Below are 16338 nucleotides of genomic sequence, written 5' to 3'. Positions count from 1 at the left end.
GTAAGCCATCCAGCTTTCGTCTTATTGTCTTGCTGCCGTAATGATCGCTTCGATTGCCGCCTGAATTTGATCTTCATTAACATCGTAATGGGTTACAAAACGAACATAAGTAGGGCCAAACGTACCGGAGATGACTCCTTCAGAGCGAAGCCTCTCTACAAATATATCGGAAGTGATGTTCAAGCCTGCTACATCTGCAACGACAATATTTGTTTCCGGCTGCCTGGCAAGCTTCATTCCAGGGATCGATTCGATTGCTTCTGCCAGTACCCTTGCATTCCATTGGTCTTCTCCAAGCCTATCTTTCATTTTCGTCAGGGCAATCAAACCAGGTGCAGCAATCACACCAGCCTGCCTCATACCGCCGCCAAGGCGCTTCCTCCATTTACGGGCTTTTGAAATAAATTCTGCATCACCGGCTATGATTGACCCAACTGGTGCTCCGAGTCCTTTTGAAAGACATATTTGAACTGTATCTGTATTTTTTGCGAATTCCTTCACACTCAAACCCGCAGCCGCTGCGGCATTGAACAATCTGGCACCATCGAGATGGACCGGGACTTTATTGGCCTGGGCAATACTATAGATCGCTTTCATATTTTCAACTGGAATAACTGCTCCACCTGCCCGGTTGTGCGTATTTTCCAAACAAATCAACCCTGTTTCTGGATAATGGATATCCTCAGTTCGAATTGAATTTAAAACATCATGTGGATCCATTGCTCCCCTGTGCCCTGGAATGGTCCTGGTCTGGACTCCAGCAAGGGCAGCTACTGCACCAGATTCATAATAAAAAATATGGGATTCTTCCTCCAACAGCAATTCCTGTCCTGGCCGGCAATGCGTTAGAACTGCAATTTGATTTCCCTGTGTTCCGCTTGTAACAAACAAGGCCGCTTCCTTGCCAAGTATTTCAGCTGCCGTTTCTTCCAACTCCCTGACTGTTGGATCCTCTTTATAGACATCATCACCCACCTCTGCTGTGTACATTGCTCTACGCATTTCTTCAGTAGGTTTTGTGACAGTATCGCTTCTTAAGTCAATCATTACTTCCCCCTCATTTCTATGTAAATTCGTATTTATTCATATTCTACCAACAGAACCTGCAAAAAACTAACAGTTTCTATTGGACAGCATTCGGGTATCTGTTTTATATACACTAAAAAAAGGAGGAATACAGTATGAATATCGAAAAAGTTATGACTAGAGACGTAGAATATTGCAGTCCTGATACACCCATTCACGAGGTAGCCTCTAAGATGAAGGATCTTGATGTTGGAGTAATGCCTATTTGCGAGAATGATCAGTTGACAGGCCTGGCTACTGACAGAGACATTGTTTTGAAGGCAGTCGCGCAAAACACTTCAATGGATACACCCATATCAGAAGTCATGACAACCGATCCAGTGCGGGGCACTGTCCATATGACTGCTGAGGAGGCCGCAGATTTGATGGCAGACGTACAAATACGAAGACTCCCAATTGTAGAAGACGGTAAAATGATTGGAATTGTATCATTAGGAGACCTTGCCGTGACTGAAAGGCTTGATGATGAAGCAGGACAAGCTCTTGAGGATATTTCAACTCCGGCTGAGCCTGAAAAGTAAATAAATTTTAAAATACCCCGCCGGCCGGCGGGGTATTTTATTCTGATTCTGTCATTTTCCTGAATTCCAGCCCTTTTTCCTTCATCAAGTGCTTTAAGGCTGCTTGAAAGGTTGAAAAAGATTGTGCTTCTAATTTTATTCCATCAAGGACCATCCGCTTGACCAATTCTGGATTCATTCCAACAAATAACGTTTTGACACCCATCAATGAAATAGCAGAAGCCATTTCATGAAGTTCCCTGCCTACTTCTTCAAGGCATACATCCTCAATTCTTTCTCCACTGATATCAGTTAAGTCTATAATTGCCGTTTCTATGTCCTTATTATGGATAAAGTTGAGAATTTTTCCTCGTATTTTATCAAATCGCTCTGCTCGAATTAACCCTGTAATAGGTACCAGTATGGTCTGAGGAACAATAGAAGGAATGATTGGCGCGGACATTTCAGAAATAATCGTCTCATATTCTTGAATTTTTTTCTCTAGCTCCTTGAGTCTATTTGTTTCCAAAATTCCAAACCCCTTCAATGACGTATTTCACCTTGCTTTTACTATGATACCTTTTCAGGAATATTTTGTATAGAAAAAAACTGCTTCTCTTAATGAAGCAGCAAGTAAAGGTCCCCCTATTGATTCTTAATTTATTACATTTATTAAATGCATGATATCTTCATAAATTTGTTCTTGATATTCGTCATCACAGCATCTTTTATAATCATCGATCAAACGTCCAAGTTCTTTAAGAAAAATTAATTTTTCATCTTCATTAATCATGGCAGAATTCTCCTTAATAGGATAAAAGTCATGTGTATATTTAAATTTATCATGATTTTTTCCCTTAAAACAACCATTAATTTTTCCTGACCTCATTATTATATTTTGCATATGTGGAGAAACTATTCATAAATACTTCAATGTTTCGTGTTTATCTAAGAAAGGAGCAACCATGTTACATAATATATTTCGGCTGAGTATGCTGTTAATATCCTGGGCCACTTTACTCTTATATCCGAAACGTGCCTTCAAACTGTTTCTTCCTGTCACGATATTTGTTACAGGTTTAGTATGCATTTTATTGCTATTATCCCGCCCCTATAAGCTATGGGAAGTTTCCGGAGGTATTGGGACCCGAATTTTCAATGACCTTTGTTTCACTTTAGGCCCTTTTTTTGTGACGAACCTGTGGATTTTCCGTCTTGCTTATGGAAACATCTGGCAGTATTTAGGTATAAATCTGGTGATTGATTATTTATTAGCATTTCCCATCACTAAGTTTTTTAAGAAAATAAACATCTATCAATTAGAACGGCTGAAACCAATATATTTTTTCAGTATGATCTATTCATTTGCTATTTTCGCCTACGGCTTTCAGTATTATTTTCAAAAGTCGAAATGATAATCGCTAATTACAGCTGCTTCGGCAAGAAGTTAATAAAAGGCTTTTTTCGTAAAGAATGTTGTACGTAATATAAAGCCATTTTGCAGGTCGGTATTAAGTTAGCTTGCTCTTTTCTCACAAAAGAGTCTAAATTGCGAAGAAAATAGGTCTTTCAATCCTATTTTGTAGTCAATAACAACAAATGTTGTGAAGAACCAATAATAAGACCCTTCCATCAATCGGCGGAAGGGTCTTCGTCTATTCTTCATCTACAGTAATATTCTCCATAACCAGTTCGACCCCTTTTGTATTTTCAATATAATTGATTACAGGGTCGATTTCATTCCGAAGTTTTGGAGTCAAAGGCAGTTCAAGTTTTTTTTCTTCATAAGTGAAAATCACTTTATCGGGTGTTAATGTACCAGCCTCTTTTTTGTTAATTTGTTTCATCGACGTAATTTCATCCCAGTGATATACCGTTTTTTCCAATTTCCAGAGCTCATCATAATATAAGCCATTTTTGTCCATATAATAATAATTGTCTAAGCTCAAGTAACCTCCTGAAGCCATGAATAGCAGGGTGAAAACCGAAGCAATAAAAAGATTGAAACTTCTCTTTTTGGATTCATCTGTTTTGAATAGATAAATAGCCATGATGATCAGTAACACAGGTATAATTAAAAACACCACAATCATCATAATATAGGATGACATAGGGCTGTCAAAAAACCAGTGCGATCGGTCAAGGTAAACTGAATGGTGAATGAAAGTAACGATAAAAATACTAATTGGTATAGATGCGAAGAGAAGAATAACGGCGACTGTTATCATCAAGCTCCCCGCTCGGTCAGCATTATGTGCACTCAAAATATTGTTCCCCTTTTCTGTTTCTCTATATTTCTATAATATGTATTCAACCACAAGTAAAATTTGTCCTTCAAAAATCAGAAAAAAGGACTACATTTTTTTGTAGTCTTTAACGAAATTAGTGCCTTGTCTTATTTTTATATTGAAAACTTGAATGAGTCAGTTCTGAACGATTAAATAGATCGTGTAGTTTGAATCAAATCTTGCAAAAATTCTATGTCCCAATAATGGTTTGCAATCGTTTTGTCCCTGCAAAGACCTCGAAACCCAATGAAAAAACGTTGCCTTTATTAAAACCTTCCCGACTTTAATATAGAATAAATAATCCATAAAAACATTCCGAATGCAATGATAAATCCTACTTCGATTGCCGGTACGCTTGTCAGTATAGTATTATTGCCAAAAGTTGCGCCGACAATCAGGCCTAAAACAACAATACTGAAGGCAAGCAGTGTTAAACTGAAAGATACCTGGTTGCTGATCCGGTCAAATTTATGAAGAATCCGATTGATTTCCGATAAGCTGATTTCAAATTTCAAATCTCCTTTGGAAGCCTGATTCAAAACATTTTCGACCTGATTCGGAATATTGGTAAATGTATCAGATAAGTCCTCCGCTTTATTCCAAAGCCTTTTGCCCATTTTAATCGGGTCGTACCGCTCCCTCATTATCTGTTCTCCATAAGGCCTGGCTAACTTTATCATATCAAGGTTTGGATCGATTTCAGAAATGATGGCTTCAATCGTAATTAAGGCCTTCCCCATCATCGTCATTTCCTTCGGCAGGATGATTCGATGTTCCTGTGCCGCAGCAAATAGCTCCTTGACCGTCAAACCCAAGCTTAGCCCTTCTTTTGATGACCATTCAACCGTTTTCCTTATTCCATCTACCCGGTCATAAAAGTGCTGTTCATCAATATCGGATGGAACATAAGCCATACTGAAGATAGACTTGACAATCCGGTGGGTATCCTCCTGCATAATTCCCATCATCATTGATGCAGAATCATATCTCAAGCTTGCTGAAAGCCGGCCTACTTGTCCAAAATCTATGAAAATAAGCTGTTGAGCTTCTGGGTTATAAAGGATATTACCAGGATGTGGATCACCGTGAAAAAAACCTTCCCTTAAAATTTGGGTTATGAATGCACTTACCAATAAATCTGCGATCCTCTGTTTTTCCTCGTCTTTAATAAAAATTGTATTCAACTCGTTGAGTTTGATTCCTTCAACCTTTTCCATGGTCAGAATCTGAGGAGTCGAGTATTCATGAAAGATAACTGGGACCTTTATAGATTCGCAATCTTCAAACTGCATTTGAACCATGTCCGTATTCCAGGCTTCTTCCGTATAATCCAGCTCCCTGCGGATTGATTCTGACAGCTCTTCAACCATATCAGTGATATTGTAATATTGAGCCCAGTCATAACGCTGCTCGATTAGCCTCGCAATATCCCTTAAAATTTCAAGATCCGTATGGACTGTCTGCTTGATTCCTGGCCGCTGGATTTTCACCATCACGGATTCGCCTGTTGACAAAACCGCTTCATGAACCTGTCCAATCGACGCTGCCGCTACGTAATCTTCGTTAAAATATTGGAATACATCCTCAACAGGTCTGCCAAACTCATGGTGAAGCTTTTCCTTAATTTCATCTACAGGCACTGGGGGAACCTGGTCCTGAAGCAGTTCCAATTCCTTAACGATCTCTTGAGGAAGCATATCACTTCTGATACTGAGAAGCTGGCCAAGCTTTATAAAAGCAGGCCCCAAATCCTCCAGCATACACCTTATACGGTTACCGGCTTCCCTGGTGTTCCCGCTTTTCACATCTGCAGCGACTCGATCCTTCAATGACAGGATATGAAACAGCCCCACCTCTTCCAGTACATAGCCAAATCCATATTTCACAAATGATGAAGCTATCTCTCTATATCTATTTAATCGTCTCAATCGGTCCGTCAATTCCATCACCCGCTGCTATTCAATGTCTTTTGAAAATCCAGGCGGAATATTTTCCATTCCGTTTTCAACCTGGTCAATATCTTTATTTAACCTGCTATTTCGAAGCTGTGAAATTTCTTCCTGCATTAACACAAGCTGTGCCTGGATCGTGTCTAATTCTTCCCTTGTTACAAAACCAAGCTCAGTCAGCTGGTTTCTGGCCATCTTCCTGAATTCCTCATTCCATTCACCGCTTTTCGATTCGCCTTTTTTGAAAAAGTCATCAAAAATAGTGTCTGCTTCAGCCTGGGTCATACTCCCCTTCTCAACCAGCTTCATGATTGTTTCATCCACCTTTTCCTTACCGGCAACCGCAGCTCCCAGCCCTAACAAAAAACCGCTCTTCAGAAAATTATTCATTAAAAGAACCTCCTCTTTTAGAAATCAATTTACTTATTGATACCCCAAAATGGCGAACAATCACCCATATAAATTAAAAAAGCACCTGTTTATATTTCTGAACAGGTGCTTTTGTCATAATGGGTTCCTTGGTCCCACTTTGGCTAATTGATTTCCTTATTTAGAGTCACAGTTTGATAACATCCGCTTTGTCGAGATAAGCCCAGTTTTGCGGAGCCTTCAAACTAAGCTGCCAATATGTTGTTCCATTGAGCTGATATAAATCAATTAGTCTGTACTTTTCGATATAGCTGCGAATGTCTTCAAACCAGACGATATGCTCTTCGGCTCCTTTCCAATACCTGAACCATGGTGATCTGGCTGCCGTATCATATTGGATGACCGCACCAACAGAGATACCAAGATTCTGTGCGTCCAGGACGGAAAGCGCACGATATTGATTGGTCGAAACCACTTTATCATGCCCGTAAAGGGGGAGACCGATTTGCAATTTTTCACGAGGAATCAAGGTCAATGAATATCTGACGACAAGTGCGATCCACCATAAAGGAGAAACAGGATCAGGCGGGCCTCCCGGGTATCCGTAATCAATCGTCATAACGGCCACAATATCAGCAATCTCCCCAATCGTTTTATAATCATAGGCTCCGATAATTGGATTTGTCGGGATATCTTCAGTCTTAGCATGGACGTTCACGTGTAATATGAGATTCCCCATTGCCCCCTTCAGTTCCCGCAGAAAGGCATTGAAATCTTCCCTTTGCGGCGGCGGAATAAATTCAAGGTCGACACTAATTCCGCTATATCCTCGTTGAGTTGCTAAATTAACAAGACTAGCAACGAGGTTCCTTCGGTATGTGGGGGACGACAATACATTGCCCGCAAGCTCTTTGCTGAAACCGGCAGCAGTAGTGTTTTGAATCAATAATAAAGGGATGATATTTAAATCCCTGCTTTTACGGACAATGGGACCGTCATTCCCTATGACATAGGCATATCCTTCTTCTGTAAAGGAAAATGCCACAACAGCAACAAATGTAAGATGAGGAGCCATTTTCTCAAGTTCAGCCAGAAAAGTTTGAGAGGAGCCAGGTACGATGAATCCAAGTGTAGAAAACTGTGGTTTAACAGGTGAAGGAATATTGATGTTCTGGCCAATATACAATCTGTTGGGATCCATTCCCGGGTTTGCACTGACAATGCTGCTAATATTAGTCATGAATTGAGAAGAAATTCTCCAAAGTGTATCGCCAGCTTTGATTTTATAATAACGAATGATAGGCTGCTGATCTGGAATATAAAGAGCCAGTCCTGGAATGATTAAGCTGGTGGAAGGAAGTCCATTGACGTCGACAATACTTTGGATCGATACACCATATGTTCTGGCAATTGCCCAAAGATTTTCACCCGATCTAACTACGTGGACAGTCATCTGATCACACCTTTTTATTTTTCCTTTTATAATCATATGGCGATTGAGCTATGATATAGTACTGTCAATTATTAAAGGGTGGCTGTTTCTCAAAGACACCGGCTTTTGGAGTCCCATCCCGAAACTCGGAGCTTTCCAAATTGATAAAAAAACTTTCGGAATAAAGGTTTCGATTAAAAAACCTTAAAAAAGAAGCAGGGCTTCCGATTGAAAGCCCCGCTTACACAACTGATCATCTCCAGCGATCACTGTTGTCCGCCCTTTTCCTGTTTCTTGCTGAATAGCAGGAGTCACAGATCTGATATGGAGAATCGACATGGATTCCCTTTCCACAATGCCTGCATTTCTTTTTATAATTTTTGACTTCTGACTTTAAAAACTCGTGAACATCGTCGCTTAATTCAGTTCGAACCCTTTCCCAATAAACAGCCTCCGTTTTTCTGCCAAGCTTATATAAAAACAGCAAATGGAGCCCAATTGCTTTATAAGACAGCTCCAGTTCCTCCAGGGAGGCAGTTTTGACAGGCGGTTCCGGCAATTCTGCACCCGCTACAATTGCCTTGATTGTTTCAAGCCATTGTTCAATAAGAGCTGGTTCTTTTGATGAAAAAGGCAGATGAAGAAATCCATACAGCTCCATCATCGGGAGTCTTGCTTCAATTTCAGTATCCCTGACGTATTCATAAAGCTCTCTTTCTTCCGATAACGAAGCTTTGCTAGTCCCTTTAGGGCTCTCGAACTTATTCCATAGTTCAAAGAAAACAGCAAGCGAACGGTGGTATTTCTGAAACCTTTCAAAAATGCCCGCAGTCGGGGCAATTGAAAATGTCTCCACAGGCTTATCCTCTTTTTCAAGAAGCTTTGTCATCAAGCTGATATCCGAGGTAAAAGCTACTCGGCCGACATTGTAAATACCTTTTCTGCCGGCACGTCCCGCTATTTGCTTTACTTCCTGGGTAGTGAGCCTCCTTCGCCTCGTTCCATCGAATTTTTCATTTTCCAAAAAGACGATTCTCCTGATTGGCAAATTCAGCCCCATGCCAATTGCATCGGTTGCCACAACTACACTTGTTTCTCCTTTGATGAAACGGTCAATTTGCTTTTTTCTTGTCTCTGGCGGCATGCTTCCATAAATCATGCTCACCTGGCGACCGCTGTTTTGCAGTCTTGACGCATTCTCAAGCACCTGTTTTCTAGAAAAGCAAACAAGTGCATCGCCTTTCTTTGTATGCTTCAGGCTGAACTCATTGTTCTCAACCTGGAGGGGGATATCACGGCTGTATTCATAAATATCTGCCACACCATCGTCCAGCAGGTCCATCATCATTCCCTTGATATTCCTGCTTCCGATGATATGGACCTCCTCTGCATTAGCTTTAGTGATAGCTTTAAACCAGGAAAACCCTCTATCCTTATCAGCGATCATCTGTGATTCATCAATGACAACCACTTCATAAAAGTCCTTTTCGTAAAACATTTCAACTGTACAGGATATATGGTTGGCTCCCTCCACTGGCTTTTCTTCCTCGCCTGTTTTCAGGGAACATGGAATACCCTCTGTATTGAGCTTTTCATAAACCTCAAGAGCAAGCAGACGAAGCGGGGCAAGATACAAACCTGTTTTTGCCTCCTTCATCCTTTCCAGAGCGTGGTGGGTCTTTCCCGTATTTGTTTCACCGATGTGAAGTATATACCTGACATTTCTTCTCAGCGAAGGATTGTATTCGCGGCCAAAAATGTCCTCCAGCATGCGAGCTTCTTCTTCCCTTTTCCGTTCAAGCTCTGCCTGCTCCTCTGCCTTCCTTCGTTCCCTATCTCCAAGGTCTCTTTCGTATATTGCTTGATGTTCTTCCTCATCAAATTTAATTTCAGCCAAATCGAGCAAATCGGTTACATACTCTTCCTGCAGCTTAAAAAGAAAACCATCCAAATAAACTTCAGCTAAATCATTAATAATTCTTTTTATCTCTGCAGCTGAAAGTTTGTCCTTGAACAGTTCCTCATATTCCCTGAAAATATGCTGATCGAGATGATCCAATACCTTCTCAGCTGCTATCTGTGTAAAATATTCTAAAACTTCATTTGCGAAATGATACTGGTAGGTCTCATACTCAAAATAAAATCGCCCAAAACTCGCTGTTTGGTGGATTTGACCAGTCAGTTCATCATAAAAGTCAGCCATTGTTCTGTAATCAGCAGGATTGAACGCTCCAATCACGGTTAATTTTTCTTCCAGCATGTATGTGTCGATATCCTCGAATTTTTGATTTTCGATTAAGATTATCTTTAGTTTCTTTGCCATCTCATGTCTGATTTTAAGGAAGGCTGATTCTTGAAAGTCACTTAAGACCATATGGGAAACGTTCTGGATTTTCTCCTTAATGCCTGCCTTTTGCTCAAGCAGCCTGTCTTCCTCCACTTTCTTCAGGAACTTTTTTCTTGCATGATGATATTGTGCTTCCCAACTGTGCTCATCAATCGCGGACTTGATCCATTCCATTGTGTTGAAGACTTTATAGCCTCTCATTTCATTCCTGAAAAGCTTGTTGATCAGCTTCCGGTCCACACCTTCAACAACATATCCCCGCTCACTTAAAAAAGCCTTCTTATCACGCTTCGAAAAGTCATTAGTAGACTTTGTCAGCCACACATTCATCCAAATCTGGCTGATATAAGTATGCCTTTTATCTAAATACTCCGCGAAGTCAGGAAGAACTTCCTGTTCACCAAGGAAATTTTCGATATCATCCATTATCTTGGTTTTTGTGTTCTCCACTGCCTGCTGGTGGATTATTTCAATTTGTTTCATATATGAACCCCTTATTATATGTAAAGTGAAAATGTTTTGTTTCGGCAGCACTTTTTCAGGAGGTCTATGACCCCACCCATGCTGGTTTGAGCAGAAAGCTTTTATAGCTATATAAATAAAAGGCCGCACAACAAAATGTGCGTGCCCTTCCATTTAATATTCTTCATAAATCAGTGGAACGGCTTACTATGCGTTCTTCAACTTCAACTTTTTCATTACTTTGGTCAGAACCTTTTTGTCGTCCTTTGTTACACTTTTAGGTTTAATCGGTGAAACTGGTTTAATTTTATCAACGTTATCCACACTTAGGATTTCAAGGTAAAACGGTGTGGTTTGGCGATTTCCCTTCAGATATCCCTTTAGTATTTTCATTTTGTCAGATGTCCCTGTCATAGCACCTTGATAATCCCATTCTATTTCATTTTTGTATCTTGAATCCATCTTTTCTTTTAAAGCAAAGGCTTCTGCTAGTGCATCCTCCGGTGTAATAAAATAGGATTGTGTTCTCCTCAATCCCTTCTTTTTGCTGCCATCGCCCGCTTTTGCTTGATATAGTTTTACTAACATTTCCCTCATCCTCTCTGGTTTGGTCTCACGCCTTCTCATGGTAAGTGGAAACACCAGAAGACCCGAGGAATTACGTATATATTTAGTATACCCTTTTTTCCATCAGTTACCTATTAATAAGGAAATTAATGATAGTAAAAAAAAGGAGCGTGTTCTCATTACACGCTCCAGTTCAAAATTATTTAGAAATTACTGCTTCTTTTTCATTGTTACTCTCATGGCGGATCGTTGCCTGGGCAGCAGCGAGTCTTGCAAGCGGTACTCGGTATGGCGAGCAGCTTACATAGTCAAGTCCTGCATTGTAGCAAAATTCAATCGAACTCTTTTCACCGCCGTGCTCCCCGCAAATTCCTGTCTTTAGGCCCGGCTTAGTCTGACGGCCAAGTTCCACACCAGTCTCAACCAGCTTGCCCACTCCCTCACGATCAAGCACAGCAAACGGGTTTTCGGGCAGAACCTTTTGTTCAATATACGCTTGAAGGAACTTTCCTTCAGCATCGTCGCGGCTGTAACCGAATGTAGTCTGTGTCAGGTCATTCGTACCAAATGAGAAGAAGTCAGCTTCCTCGGCAATCTGGTCCGCAGTCAATGCTGCCCGCGGTATCTCAATCATTGTTCCAACAGTATATTCAAAATCTTTGCCAGTTTCCTCTTTTATGCTTTGCGCAGCTGCATTGACCAGTTCACGCATTTCCTTTAACTCATTGACATGGCCAACCAGCGGAATCATAATTTCAGGCTGGGCATTGATTCCTTTATCAGCTAAATTTGCTACAGCATAGAAAATGGCTCTTGCCTGCATTTCATAGATTTCGGGATGAATCATGCCAAGTCGGCAGCCACGGTGGCCAAGCATCGGATTGAATTCGTCCAATTGCCGTACCTTCTTAAGCAACGCTTCCTTTTCCTTTAGCTCTTTTGATTCAGGGTCCAGGATTTGCAGTTTCGTAATCTCGACAATTAGTTCTTCTTTATCTGGCAGGAACTCATGTAAAGGAGGATCCAGCAAACGAATGGTTACTGGCAGCCCCTGCATGACTTCAAGGATTTTTTCAAAATCCCCCTGTTGCATCGGCAATAGTTCATCAAGTGCTGCATTTCGTTCTTCGAATGTTTCTGCAAGAATCATCTTCTTGACAATCGGCACTCTTGCTGCGTCCATAAACATATGCTCCGTTCGGCATAGACCAATTCCGCCTGCACCGAATTCCAAAGCCTTGGCAGAATCCTCAGGATTATCTGCGTTGGCACGGACACCAATCTTGCGCTCTTCATCAGCCCATTTGAGCAAAAGCTGGAACTCTTCGGACAGCTCAGGTTCAATCATTGGGATTTCACCGAGCATAATTTCACCCGTTCCGCCGTCAATCGTAATGATCTCACCATAATTGACTACCGTTTCACCAACACGGAATTGTTTTTCGTGCAAATCGATTTTCATCGCTTCGCAACCACAAATACAAGCCTTGCCCATCCCCCGTGCCACTACAGCTGCATGGCTTGTCATTCCTCCTCGGCTAGTAACGACAGCTTGTGCTGCGATAATGCCATGGATATCGTCTGGTGTTGTTTCAGGTCGTACCAAAATGACCTTTACGCCTTCGTTAGCAAGCAATTCTGCTTCATCCGCATCAAATACTACTTTTCCCGTTGCTGCGCCAGGTGAAGCAGGAAGACCTTTGGCCAACTGATTGCGCTCGAAATTCTCATCGATCCTGCGATGCAGGAGCTGGTCAAGCTGTTCCGGGTCAACACGAAGCAATGCAGTTTTTTTATCGATGATTCCTTCTTTGAACAACTCTGTAGCGATGCGGATGGCAGCCTGTGCAGTGCGCTTCCCGGTCCGTGTCTGAAGGATGAACAGTTCTCCGCGTTCAACCGTGAATTCGATATCCTGCATATCCTCATAATGCTGTTCGAGACGGTTACAAGTATCGACAAACTGCTGATAAACTGCAGGCATTTCATCCTTTAACGTCTGAATTGGCTGTGGAGTCCGGATGCCTGCGACCACATCCTCTCCTTGTGCATTAATCAAATATTCACCATAAAGGATGCTTTCTCCAGTTGATGGGTCCCGGGTAAATGCTACACCTGTTCCTGAGTCATTGCCCATGTTTCCAAAGACCATGCTCTGGATGTTAACAGCAGTCCCCAGATGTGAAGGGATTTTATTCAAACGGCGGTACACGATCGCCCTCTGGTTGTTCCAGGAATCAAATACAGCGTTTATGGAGAGGAATAGTTGTTCTTTAGGATCCTGAGGGAAAGGCTTTCTTGTATGTTTGGTCACGATATTCTTATAGCCCTGGATGACTTCCTTCCAATCCTCAGCAGTCATTTCAGGATCAGCGGCGTAGCCTTTCGCTTCCCTGGTTTCTTCCAGTAATCGCTCAAAAAAGAAGACATCGACATCGAGTACGACATCACTGAACATCTGGATGAAACGTCGGTAAGAATCATAAGCAAATCTAGGGTTGTTCGTTAGTTTTGCCATACCCTCGACTGTTTCGTCATTCATCCCAAGGTTAAGAATCGTATCCATCATCCCCGGCATTGAGAATACAGCTCCGGAGCGTACAGATACAAGCAAAGGGTTCTGGGGATTTCCGAGTTTTTTTCCAGTTTTCTGTTCCAATTCACCCAGTGCTTCTAAAACCTGTGCCTGAACTTCAGCAGGAATGGTCTTTCCAGCATCATAATAAGCGTTACATGCCTCCGTGGAAAGAGTGAACCCGAAAGGTACAGGAAGGCCGATATTGGTCATTTCTGCCAGGTTGGCACCTTTTCCTCCCAAGATTTCCTTCATCCCGCTATTTCCTTCATTAAAAAGATAAACAAATTTAGACATCAGCCTTAACTCCTCTCACTTTTTAAAATATCGAGTATCAATCCTGCTGTTTCTTCGATAGCCTTATTTGAAACATTGATGACTGGGCAGCCCACACGTTTCATGATTTTTTCTGCATAATCAAGCTCTTCCAGTATTCGTTCATAGCTTGCATAGTTTGCCCTGGCCCCCAGTCCAAGCGCTTTCAGCCTTTCCGTCCTGATTTCGTTCAGTTTATCCGGCGAGATGATCAGACCGACACATTTGCTTCTGGATATCTGGAACAATTCATCTGGCGGCTTTACCTCTGGAACGATTGGCACATTGGCTACTTTGTAACGCTTGTGAGCAAGGTACATTGATAAAGGTGTTTTTGAAGTCCGAGAAACGCCCACCAGTACAATATCCGCTCTTAAAATGCCGCGCGGGTCTCTGCCATCGTCATATTTGACGGCAAATTCAATGGCTTCAATCTTGCGGAAGTATTCATCATCAAGCTTACGCATCATTCCCGGTCGATGGTTTGGTTCCTTATTGAACTTCTTTTCAAAGGCATTCATCAGCGGATTCAGCAAATCAACTGCATAGATCCCTTCCTCCTGTGCTCTTTTATCCAAATAAGCCTTGAGCGCTGGAACAACGATCGTATAAGCGATAATTGATCGTCCTTGCTTCGCAACCATGATGACGTCTTCAATGTCTTCCTCGTCTTCAACATATGAATTTCTTCTGATATCAACCTGGCCGCCATTAAACTGGGTTGCCACAGCCTTGACAACAAATTCTGCTGTTTCCCCGACTGAATCGGATACCACGTAGACAACTTCCTTCATATCCAAAATACGCTCACTTCCTAGACAGATTTTTGCTCAGCTATTTCTAGATAAACCTTTGTAATGGTTGTTTTGGTTATTCGTCCGATGACTTCATATGAATCTGGTTTATGCTTGAGTTCCCGGACGACAGGGAGAGAATCAATTCTGTTTGTCACAAGCTTTTTAGCAGCCTGGACGAGTGTTTCCTCTGGCTTCACAGTTATAATGTTTGGCATCCTTGTCATGATGACGCTTACAGGAAGATCCTCGAGATTCTTGTTTCCGATAGCGGCCCTCAACAGGTCTTTCCTTGATATGACGCCAGCAAGGCATCCTTCAGAATCAACAGCATATAGAGTCCCTACATCTTCAAGGAACATCTGGACGATGCCATCATAAACAGAGGAGGACTTTTGGACGACAATCGGATGGCCTTTATAGTCATTGACTTTAAGATTAAGAACTTCTGTCGGTTCAAACAGTCTTTCTTTATCCTTATTGAAAAAATAGCCAACTCTCGGCCTTGCCTCCAGACTGCCTGCCATTGTCAGGATCGCCAGGTCTGGCCTGAGAGTAGCCCGGGTAAGCTTAAGCTTCTCGGCTATCTGTTCACCAGTTATCGGACCATCCTCCTTGACAATTTGAACGATTTCTTCCTGCCGTTTTGTTAGTTTAATAGAACTCACCACCAACGTACCCCCAATAATTAATATGTAACATTATCAAGGAATTTTTTAATGTGTTATCCTTATCAACTTATAGTATATAACATTTAGCCAAAAAGCAAAAGAAAAGGTTTTGATAATTCTTTGAATATATTAAAATAGCCTGGTTTCTTGCGTTTAAATGGGTTACACGTTTATTTTGAATGCTTAAAATATGTCATACTGTTTGGAACAGACTAAGGCTATAAGTCTTAGAATAGGTGTCCGAGTCTGGTCCTGTTTCGGACAATTCTGAAGGAAATCAGTGAAAAGCTGTCTGAACTTGGGGCTGCTTCTGACAGCTTTGAAGCAAATCCACGAAAAGCTGTCTGAACTTGGGCCTACTTATGACAGCTTTGAAGCAAATCAGTGAAAAGCTGTCTGAACTTGGGGCTGCTTCTGACAGCTTTGAAGCAAATCAGTGAAAAGCTGTCTGAACTTCGGGCTGCTTTTGACAGCTTTGAAGCAAATCCACGAAAAGTTGTCTGAACTTGGAGCTACTTATGACAGCTCTGAAACAAATCAGTGAAAAGTTGTCTGAACTTGGGCCTACTTATGACAGCTTTGAAGCAAATCCACGAAAAGTTGTCTGAACCTGGGCCTACTTATGACAGCTTTGAACCAAATCCACGAAAAGCTGTCTGAACTTGGGCCTACTTATGACAACTTTGAAGGAATTCACCGAAAAGTTGTCTGAACTTGGGCCTACTTATGACAGCTTTGAAGCAAATCCACGAAAAGCTGTCTGAACTTGGGCCTACTTATGACAGCTTTGAAGCAAATCCACGAAAAGTTGTCTGAACTTGGAGCTACTTATGACAGCTTTGAAGCAAATCCACGAAAAGTTGTCTGAACTTGGGCCTACTTATGACAGCTTTGAAGGAAATCGGTGAAAAGTTGTCTGAACTTGGAGCTACTTATGACAGCTCTGAAACAAATAAGTGAAAAGTAGTCTGAACTTGGGCCTA

Annotated in this window: 13 protein-coding genes; 1 reads left to right on the top strand and 12 read right to left on the bottom strand. The window is 41.6% G+C overall.

Annotated elements, in window-relative coordinates; all coding sequences use genetic code 11:
• Nucleotides 1-21 precede the first annotated feature (21 nt).
• A complete protein-coding gene (gene ltaE, locus J7E37_RS09665; RefSeq protein WP_214781473.1) occupies nucleotides 22-1047 on the bottom strand; it encodes a low-specificity L-threonine aldolase in 1026 nt (341 codons plus the stop codon).
• 134 nt (nucleotides 1048-1181) lie between these two features.
• On the opposite strand from ltaE, the gene J7E37_RS09660 reads away from it, so the two are divergent.
• On the top strand, nucleotides 1182-1607 hold the full coding sequence (locus tag J7E37_RS09660) for a CBS domain-containing protein (protein WP_214781471.1): 426 nt from the start codon (nucleotides 1182-1184) through the stop codon (nucleotides 1605-1607).
• A gap of 37 nt (nucleotides 1608-1644) precedes the next feature.
• Here the strand turns inward: J7E37_RS09660 and J7E37_RS09655 are convergent, their stop codons facing one another.
• The 11 genes from J7E37_RS09655 to ccpN all read right to left on the bottom strand — a co-directional run bounded on the left by J7E37_RS09655 (nucleotide 1645) and on the right by ccpN (nucleotide 15352).
• Complete coding sequence (locus tag J7E37_RS09655; protein ID WP_214781470.1) at nucleotides 1645-2115, bottom strand: STAS domain-containing protein; 471 nt, start codon at nucleotides 2113-2115, stop codon at nucleotides 1645-1647.
• Nucleotides 2116-2241: 126 nt separating this feature from the next.
• Complete coding sequence (locus tag J7E37_RS09650) at nucleotides 2242-2379, bottom strand: hypothetical protein (protein WP_215023749.1); 138 nt, start codon at nucleotides 2377-2379, stop codon at nucleotides 2242-2244.
• Between the two features lie 862 nt (nucleotides 2380-3241).
• Complete coding sequence (locus J7E37_RS09645; RefSeq protein ID WP_214781468.1) at nucleotides 3242-3850, bottom strand: hypothetical protein; 609 nt, start codon at nucleotides 3848-3850, stop codon at nucleotides 3242-3244.
• Between the two features lie 290 nt (nucleotides 3851-4140).
• On the bottom strand, nucleotides 4141-5814 hold the full coding sequence (locus J7E37_RS09640) for an ABC1 kinase family protein (protein WP_215023747.1): 1674 nt from the start codon (nucleotides 5812-5814) through the stop codon (nucleotides 4141-4143).
• 15 nt (nucleotides 5815-5829) lie between these two features.
• Nucleotides 5830-6213: a phasin family protein gene (locus J7E37_RS09635; RefSeq protein WP_214781464.1), complete on the bottom strand. Its 384-nt coding sequence runs from the start codon at nucleotides 6211-6213 to the stop codon at nucleotides 5830-5832.
• Nucleotides 6214-6379: 166 nt separating this feature from the next.
• Complete coding sequence (locus J7E37_RS09630) at nucleotides 6380-7645, bottom strand: LysM peptidoglycan-binding domain-containing protein (RefSeq protein WP_214781462.1); 1266 nt, start codon at nucleotides 7643-7645, stop codon at nucleotides 6380-6382.
• Between the two features lie 232 nt (nucleotides 7646-7877).
• Nucleotides 7878-10454: a helicase-related protein gene (locus J7E37_RS09625; protein WP_215023745.1), complete on the bottom strand. Its 2577-nt coding sequence runs from the start codon at nucleotides 10452-10454 to the stop codon at nucleotides 7878-7880.
• Between the two features lie 186 nt (nucleotides 10455-10640).
• The gene (locus tag J7E37_RS09620; RefSeq protein ID WP_214781458.1) at nucleotides 10641-11021 is read right to left on the bottom strand and encodes a hypothetical protein; all 381 of its coding nucleotides are present in this window, start codon (nucleotides 11019-11021) and stop codon (nucleotides 10641-10643) included.
• Between the two features lie 178 nt (nucleotides 11022-11199).
• Entirely contained in the window at nucleotides 11200-13872 is a 2673-nt protein-coding gene (gene ppdK, locus J7E37_RS09615) for a pyruvate, phosphate dikinase (protein WP_215023743.1), read from the bottom strand.
• A 5-nt stretch (nucleotides 13873-13877) separates the two neighbouring features.
• Entirely contained in the window at nucleotides 13878-14690 is an 813-nt protein-coding gene (locus tag J7E37_RS09610) for a pyruvate, water dikinase regulatory protein (RefSeq protein WP_214781454.1), read from the bottom strand.
• A 14-nt stretch (nucleotides 14691-14704) separates the two neighbouring features.
• Nucleotides 14705-15352: a transcriptional regulator CcpN gene (gene ccpN / locus J7E37_RS09605; RefSeq protein WP_214781452.1), complete on the bottom strand. Its 648-nt coding sequence runs from the start codon at nucleotides 15350-15352 to the stop codon at nucleotides 14705-14707.
• Nucleotides 15353-16338 lie beyond the last annotated feature (986 nt).

The sequence above is a fragment of the Bacillus sp. ISL-39 genome, assembly GCF_018613295.1.
Lineage (GTDB): Bacteria > Bacillota > Bacilli > Bacillales > Cytobacillaceae > Mesobacillus.
The sequence above is the reverse complement of the archived record's forward strand: the minus strand, read 5'-3'. Positions and strand labels throughout refer to the sequence as shown.

Excerpts from the sequence above, each read along its gene's own strand:
- J7E37_RS09635 (WP_214781464.1), bottom strand. The coding sequence starts at position 6,213 with ATGAATAATTTTCTGAAGAGCGGTTTTTTGTTAGGGCTGGGAGCTGCG.
- J7E37_RS09620 (WP_214781458.1), bottom strand. The coding sequence starts at position 11,021 with ATGTTAGTAAAACTATATCAAGCAAAAGCGGGCGATGGCAGCAAAAAG.
- J7E37_RS09650 (WP_215023749.1), bottom strand. The coding sequence starts at position 2,379 with ATGATTAATGAAGATGAAAAATTAATTTTTCTTAAAGAACTTGGACGT.
- ppdK (WP_215023743.1), bottom strand. The coding sequence starts at position 13,872 with ATGTCTAAATTTGTTTATCTTTTTAATGAAGGAAATAGCGGGATGAAG.
- ltaE (WP_214781473.1), bottom strand. The coding sequence starts at position 1,047 with ATGATTGACTTAAGAAGCGATACTGTCACAAAACCTACTGAAGAAATG.
- J7E37_RS09660 (WP_214781471.1), top strand. The coding sequence starts at position 1,182 with ATGAATATCGAAAAAGTTATGACTAGAGACGTAGAATATTGCAGTCCT.
- J7E37_RS09625 (WP_215023745.1), bottom strand. The coding sequence starts at position 10,454 with ATGAAACAAATTGAAATAATCCACCAGCAGGCAGTGGAGAACACAAAA.
- J7E37_RS09630 (WP_214781462.1), bottom strand. The coding sequence starts at position 7,645 with ATGACTGTCCACGTAGTTAGATCGGGTGAAAATCTTTGGGCAATTGCC.